The sequence below is a fragment of the Melioribacter sp. Ez-97 genome, assembly GCF_051488665.1.
Taxonomy (GTDB): Bacteria; Bacteroidota; Ignavibacteria; order Ignavibacteriales; family Melioribacteraceae; genus Melioribacter.
In genome coordinates, this window is sequence record NZ_JBPSEG010000031.1 from 1 (window position 1) to 1,185 (window position 1,185).

At 33.8% G+C, this 1,185-nt stretch carries 1 protein-coding gene; it reads right to left on the minus strand.

From position 1 onward, the window contains the following. A partial coding sequence (locus tag ACSSWA_RS14885) for a tetratricopeptide repeat protein (protein ID WP_437357441.1) occupies positions 1-1,185 on the minus strand: 1,185 nt, incomplete at both ends.

Below are 1,185 nucleotides of genomic sequence, written 5' to 3' on the forward strand. Positions count from 1 at the left end.
TTGAATGGATTCGGGTAGTTATTCGTCGTCAATAAAACTTCTTCTTGATTTATTTCATTATTACTTACCTTTTTTTCATTAATAGAAGCCCTATACTGATTACCTAGAAGTATTTCACTACTGATTAGCAGCTCATCTTCAGGATATTTCTGTTTTAATTCTTCATAATAACTTGAAGCAGTCTTTATATCACCGAGACAATTTACATACAATGAAATAAGTCCATATAAAGCACTCTTTTCTATCTCTGAATTTATACTGAATTCATTTTTAATTTTCCTCATATTATCTGCTACTTTTTCATATTCTCTGTCGGTAAGTAATTCGCGGTTTATTAAATCGAGCGCTATTACTGTAAGTTCGTCTTTCTTTAAGCTTTTGTAAGACTCAGAGATTCCGGCTAAGTATTTATCAATCCCTTTTCTGTTCAACTTAAAGAAACAATCACCTAATCTTACCAAAGCATATCTGCCTTTTGCGGTATTTAATTCCTTTTTGAATACTTTCTCATAAATATCAAATGCAGATTGATATTCTTGCTCGATTTCATATTGCAATGCCGCCTTTATGTCCTCATCATCGAATAACGAATTGGAGGACAAATCACCTGAAACAATATGGGCAGTCCCATTTGTTTTTTTCAATGCTATTGGCATTGCTGTTGAAATATACGTGTCTGGCTCTCTTATTGATAAACTTGGAGGACTTGTTAAATAGGGAGTATAATCAACACTGCTATTCGAAACGGCATTAAATTTATTAGAAGGAGGACTTGTTGTTCCCCACCAGTTATTTTCTGCCATTATATTTGTATACCATGCAGCTTCTACATTGTACGTTGATGCGCTATCGATGTAATTGTAACCCCATGGGTAACCGTTTTGTCCTACCCGTGGAGACGAATAATACCACCCGTAAATTGCTGTACTTGTTCTTACTATTTTATTATGACCTTCGCTAAAACCATATTCTGAAAAAATTGGCGAGCTATAGCGGTAATTGCATACACCAGTTGTAAAATATCTTATGGTATTATGTGCTATATACGGAGAGGAATATTCTTCACATCTAATACCGTTGTAGCCGTAACTGCCTGAACTTCCTTGTATAGTGTTGTAAAAAAGACTTGGTGAAGTATTATAAAGGCAAATACCAATGTTTGTAATATTGTTCAAGTTATTATAT